Origin of the sequence: Paraglaciecola sp., from assembly GCF_051252315.1 — a bacterium.
In the GTDB taxonomy this organism is placed as follows: Bacteria; Pseudomonadota; Gammaproteobacteria; order Enterobacterales; family Alteromonadaceae; genus Paraglaciecola.
This window is the reverse complement of record NZ_JBPOFP010000182.1, coordinates 1-5,530: the sequence shown is the minus strand read 5'-3', so window position 1 is coordinate 5,530 and position 5,530 is coordinate 1. Positions and strand designations below refer to the sequence as shown.

Genomic DNA, 5,530 nt, shown 5'->3' with positions numbered 1-5,530 from the left:
GTGGTTATTGAAGTTAGATCACATACTGATGCTAGAGCTACTACTGCCTACAACCAAGCATTATCTAACAGAAGAGCAAAAGAAACGGTAAAGTATTTATTAGACAATGGTATTGCGCCTGAGCGTGTGTCAGGTAAAGGCTTTGGGGAATCTCAACTAACTAACAACTGCGATTCTAATAGAAAATGCTCAGAAGAACAACACCAACAAAATAGAAGATCTGAGTTTATTGTAATTAAAAACTAAAACATAAAACAACAACAAACAAAAAAGAGGAAGCTTTAGCTTCCTCTTTTTTTAATAAACTATAAGTGTTTATTTACTCTCTATACCTTTAAATATAAAATCTGTTAACTGCTTCTCTATCTCTATTGGGTTTACTTTTATATCGTCATTGGTTATCATACTAAACAACCATCGCATTGATGAAATTACCATAAACGTTGAAAACTCACTATCCATAAGTAAGTAGAAAATTCTACTGTATTATCTAGCTTAAGTGTCTTTTCAAAAAATTAGTTTGATACTATTTTTATTGAGGTTTACTTTTTATAAAAAAACAAGATTAAAACATATGAACAAGTGTTAATACTCTAATACAAGATGCAACACTTTAATACTTATATCACACTTAAAAAGGATTACAATAATTACTTTATTATCAAACGTTAACTACTAAGTGTATTAAGATAAAAGTAAGCTTAACATACAAAAAAAAGACTTTCGTATGCAAAACCATAGAAACACACAACAAAAACCTATAACACGTGGTTTTTTTATTTAAGTTAACATATTGAATAATAATAAACTATCTAAATAAAAAAACAAAATTTATTATTAAAATATTATTATAAGCAGTATTTTTACTACAACCATTAAAAACCCCATTATGAAAAACCCCATATTTAATTTACTTATTTTTTAGGAATAACTCTACTTATTATTCTTTTATTTAGACTAAAATCAATTATTGTCTTCATAAAATTAACGTTCAAATTCGAACCACATAAAAACCTTTAATAATCTTGTTAAGCAATTTCAAAAAAGATATTTGGAATTACTTCAAGGATATATTAAAAACAAATTAATTTCACATATACCTCCAAATGTCTAAAAGAATTTTATTTTCCCTTAAACTTTTTTGTTTTCTTTTAATAGCTAATAGTTATGGGCAATTGAGTGACTTGCATTATATGCCGCCACTAACATCGACAAGAACAGCTTATATTTCGGCTCAGTCGGTATACCTCTCTACTCCAGAAGTAATACCCTTTAACATTAATATTTACATAGGTACATCAGCAACTCCAGCAGCAACAGTATCAGTTTCAAATACAAATCCTTACACTTATTCTTTACCTATAAATCAGAACGGCATAACATTATTAACTGAAGATGAAGTGGGTACTGTTAATAGTACAGCAGGTTTACGTTTAGAGGCACCTGGAGGACAAAAATTTTATGCAAATTATAGAGGAAGTAGTAATTCTCAGGGAGTTTCTTTAACCTCAAAAGGACGGGCGGCCTTAGGAACCCATTTTAAATGGGGTGGTATTCCTTTTCTTCATGACCGCAGCATTTTTAATGCAGCCTTAGGTATAATGGCTACCGAAGATAATACAACAGTTACCATTTCAGACTATGATCCTGATTGCGTTTTTAGATTAGGAAATAATGCTACAGGCTTAACAGATGATACAATTACAGTTACTTTAAACAAAGGAGAATCTTATGTCTTAGAAGCTCTAGGAAATAATGGCGATGCCAATAGATATGGATGGTTAGGTGCAGATATTATATCAGATAAAGATATTGCTATTAGTACAGGTCATATATTACTTGGTGTTACTCCGGGCTCTAATATACAAGATGGCGGAACAGACCAACCAGTGCCTATAGATATTATTGGTAGGGAATACGTTTTTGTTAGAGGTGGTGGTTCAGATTCCTTAGAATTTCCAATTATAATTGGAACAGCTAGTGGTACTGACATTTTTGTAAATGGATCAACAACTCCTATTGCAACTATAAATGACGGAGAATACTTTGTTATTCCTGGATCAAATTATTCAGGTAGTACAGCAGGTAATAATATGACGGTAACAGCATCTAAAAATGTGTATGCGTACCAATGTTTGGCAGGTAGTACTTCTGGAGCAACTATTGGAATGAATTTTATAGCTCCTGTTAATTGCTTGCTTCCAGATAATGTGAATAATATAAGTACCATTGAAGATTTAGCCGGAAAAACCATATCTGGTGGGTTAACCATTCTAGCTTCAAATAGTACTCCTGATGCTAATATTGTTGTAACTGCTGATGGTGTTCCTGTAACACTGCCTGCTGCTATACCAGCTACAGGCTTACCTTGGAAAAGTTTTTATATACCTGGTTTAACCGGTAATATTTATGTGCAATCTTCAGGAGCAATTGCTGTTGGAGTTGTTGGTTTTAGTGGTGCACTAGGAACTGGCGGATACTTTTCTGGTTTTGACACCGTACCCGTAGTAGATTACTCCATTTCAGGTTCTGGATGTTTAGGAAGTACTATTACACTTACAGAAAATTTTGACACCTACCAATGGTATAATGATGGTGTGGCCATACCTGGAGCTACCACAGGAAGTTATACTCCTACTGAAATTGGAGAACATTATGTGAGTGTCTCTAAAAGTGGATGCGATTACAACTCTAACGTAATTCAAGTATTTTACTGTAACCCAGATATATTTATTAATAAAACAGCTGATAAATCTACTATATCAGAAGGAGAAACAGTAACATTTACAATTACTGTAGAGAGTTTAGGTTTAGATGACACTAATAATTTAGTTATCACCGATGCACTACCTGCAGGCCTAAGTTTAGTGAGTGCAACCCCAACAAAAGGCAGTTGGTCAGATCCAGAATGGAGTGTGGGTAATATGGTTAAGGGTGAAAAACAATCTTTAGTTATTGTTGCCGTAGCAGATGATATAAATGCGCCAATTTCTTCAATAAGTGTTACCAATACTATTTCTAATACACAAGATGAAACAGATTCAAATTCTTCTGTAGATGATACTTCCGAAGTAATTACTATAGAAAACCTAGATGATGATAATGATGGTGTACCTGATACCTCTGATGTTTGTGAAGGTTTTGATGATACTTTAGATACAGACTTAGATGGAATACCAAACGGTTGTGATGATGATGATGATAATGATGGTATTTTAGATGTTGATGAATTTAATAAAGACTGTGGTTTAGTTCCTACTAACAACATTCACTTTACAGATGCATCGTACAATACAATTGCTTTAAACAGCAATGATGGTGATTTAATAGCTTACATTAAAGATTTTGATAATGATATAACTGCAGTTGCTACAACAACTATAGGAACAGGAACATTCCCTGCAGGAAACCCTAACTATACAGATGGTAGTGTTCAAGTAGATATGCAGACTCGTAACTCAAATTCTAATATTACAGGTACAACTACTGAAATTATATTTTCAGAACTGATACTATCTACAGAATTTAATGTTAGGAGTTTGGCAAGGAATGCCTCTGGCAGCTATAATGAAAGTCAGAATATTAAATTTTATAATGGCTCCGTTCAAGTAGAATTTACAGCAGATATATATTCTACAACAGGCACCGTTGGTTCAGGAGCATCTTATGATCCTGTTACTGGAGATGCTGTTGCGGCCATTATTGGAGGAGGTGCCCAAGAAGCTAATTTTAGATTTAATATAGATAAAGGAATCAATAGAATTGTTATCGCACAATCAGAAAATGCTAATGCAGATAATATTGGTTGGAGAGTAAACACATTATGCTCACTGTACATAGATACAGATAATGATGGTATTTATGATCATTTAGATTCCGACAGTGATAATGATGGTTGTCCAGATGCTTTAGAAGGCGATGCAAATTATGATTATGGAGACTTAGATGGTAGTTTTAGACTAACAGCAACAGTAAATGCTGCAGGTATTCCTGGAGGAGTTTCTCAAGGTATAGGAACTTCTGTTAATAATTTACTACAAGCTGATGAATGTTCTGAATGCTCCCCAAATCATCCGTTATATAATGATGCGGATGGCGACGGTGTAGGTGACGCTTGTGATGAAGATAATGATAATGATGGTATAGTAAATGATTTAGAATGTACACCAGCTAAAGGCTCAATTTTATCAGGAGATGATACGTTACTATTAACAGGAGAATATAATAATGGTAATGGAGTAAGTCAACAGTTTACAATCACATCTACCGAATATAATATTTTAGATAAAACCGGTTCTGCCGATAATGGTTTACAAGTAAGATGGAACCAAGGTACGGATCCAACTGTAGAAATGACGCTTACGCTACAAGAGCCTGTAAATGCAGTACAAAATGCAATTAGAGTTTCTTCTTATGAGCCTAATAGCGCCGTAGGTAATATTCAAAATGCAGATAAAACGGTTATTATTACTTGGCCAGGTGGTGGTACCGCTGTTCTTTCTGACCCTCTTGGCGAAACAGACTTAGGTAATGGTGCCGTGATAACATCAGGTACTCCTTTTCAAGTGGCTCCAGATGCTGCAGGTTTATCCAGACTTGTACCAGATTCGCAATGGTCTTTATTGATTGATACCAGTACGGGCATAACTTTTCCTATGGATATTGGTTATTTTGCAGATGGTACTATAAATTCAAGTGCTAATCACGTAAATGAAGGTTTTGCCTTTAGATCGGTTTTAGATTGTGATAATGATAATGATGGTGTAGCAAATACGCTTGATTTAGATAGTGATAATGATGGAATTTACGATGTTGTAGAATCAGGCGGTACAGATGCAGATGGTAATGGTATTGCAGATGGAGCAATAAGTGCTGAAGGTATTCCTAATACAGCTGGTACAGGTACAGTTGCTACAGAAACAACAGCTGGTACTCCAGATTTTCTTAATGTAGATAGTGATGGTGATACCTGTTCAGATGCTAACGAAGCATATGAAAGTAGTACTGCCGATAATGGCGATGGTTCTGAATATGATGATGCCGATACTGCAACTGTTGGTGATGGTTCAGGAAAAATATTAGCAAACGGATTAGTAGCTGCAGCTGCATATAATACAGGTGATGTAAACGCTGTGACTGCGGTAGATACAGATTTAGATGGTGACGGTTTAGTGGGTATTTGTGATTTAGATGATGATGGTGATGGTGATCCAGATGCAACAGATACAGATCCGTTAGATCCTTGTGTATATAGTACAAATCAAGTTCCTACTAACGCAGAAGCAAGCTGGAATGATTTAGACTGTGATGGTGATGGAGAAACCAATGGATTTGAAGTAACCAATGGTACAGATCCATCTGATCCTTGTGAGGTTACCGTACCAACGGTTCGTGCTCCAGCTGATGAAAATTATGCAGTTTGGGCAGCGGAGGATTGTGATGCTGATAATGTAAATAATGGTACAGAGGTTACCAATGGTACAGACCCTTTTAATAATGATACAGATGGTGATGGTGTTCAAGATGACGT

The 5,530-nt window shown here is 34.9% G+C and carries 2 protein-coding genes; both read left to right on the top strand.

Going from position 1 to position 5,530, the window contains the following annotated elements; all coding sequences use genetic code 11:
- Positions 1-246 (top strand): OmpA family protein (locus ACSHXM_RS20615; protein ID WP_435692079.1); only part of this gene is annotated, 246 nt, incomplete at its 5' end.
- A gap of 860 nt (positions 247-1,106) precedes the next feature.
- Positions 1,107-5,530 (top strand): thrombospondin type 3 repeat-containing protein (locus ACSHXM_RS20610; RefSeq protein WP_435692077.1); only part of this gene is annotated, 4,424 nt, incomplete at its 3' end.